We start from the raw sequence: 1,029 nt of genomic DNA on the forward strand, positions 1-1,029 counted from the left end.
TGACGTCGAGGAAGAGAACGCCGGCGGACTGGGTTCTGATCTCTTCAATGCCGTGCTCGAATGTCGTCGCCCAGCTCTCGTGCTGCGGCGAGGCATCAGGCAACTTGGGTTCGGCCGGATCGGGGCTATTGGACATGAATAATCCTCGCAGTTCGGCGCGAGCGACACAGCGGCGGCAAGTTCGCCTTGTCCCACGCGCCTGTTGGCCGAATTAGAAGCTCAAGATAGTTCGTGCGCGGGAACCGAGCAACTGGGCGCGGGGGAGCGGGCGCCGCTCGCCTCGCCGCTGGTAAACTTGGGCTCTAGGATCGCGTGGGGCGGTTGAACTCTGACAGGGGAAGATATAGCGCGCGATGCCGGACGTCGGCCGAATGTCATCCTCGCGTCACAAGGGCGGCGGCAAAGGCTAGACTTGACGAAACATCCGACGTCGTTCGATTTGATATCTGCGGGCAGGAAGCCAGGTTAGGAGCGCTCATGGCCAAAGCTGACGAAGCGGCGGCGATCATCACGGTTGAGGGCCTGCAAGATTTGCTGCAGGCGATCCGGGCGGGCGGTTATCGCGCCATCGGGCCGACCATGCAAAATCAGGCGATCGTTTACGACGATATCGAATCTGTCGACGATCTGCCCCTCGGGTGGACGGACGAGCAGGACCGCGGCCGCTATAGATTGGCCCGTCGCGACGACGATGCGCTCTTTGGTTATTCCGTCGGGCCGCAGTCCTGGAAAAAATTTCTACACGCGCCGAAGCTGCGACTTTGGACGGCCGAACGCGATGGCGAGAACGCAAGCGTCACGCCCGAACCCCCGCCATCTGATCGTCTCGCCTTCATCGGCGTGCGCGCGTGCGAAATTCGCGCGATTGAAATTCAAGACAGGGTTCTCGTCAGTGACATGTACGTTGACCCGCACTACCAGGCCTTGCGCGAGCGCGCGCTGATCGTGGCCGTTAATTGCGGCCAGGCGGGAGGCACGTGCTTCTGCGTTTCGATGCACGCGGGTCCGCGCGTCCAGCAGGGCTTCGAC

The 1,029-nt window shown here is 62.0% G+C and carries 1 pseudogene; it reads left to right on the forward strand.

Annotation, left to right across the window (positions count from 1 at the left end):
- Nucleotides 1-477: 477 nt before the first annotated feature.
- Nucleotides 478-1,029 (forward strand): annotated as a pseudogene (locus Q8M88_RS06690) (hypothetical protein); the annotation flags it as partial.

The sequence above is a fragment of the Phenylobacterium sp. genome (assembly GCF_030693805.1).
GTDB lineage: Bacteria > Pseudomonadota > Alphaproteobacteria > Caulobacterales > Caulobacteraceae > Phenylobacterium.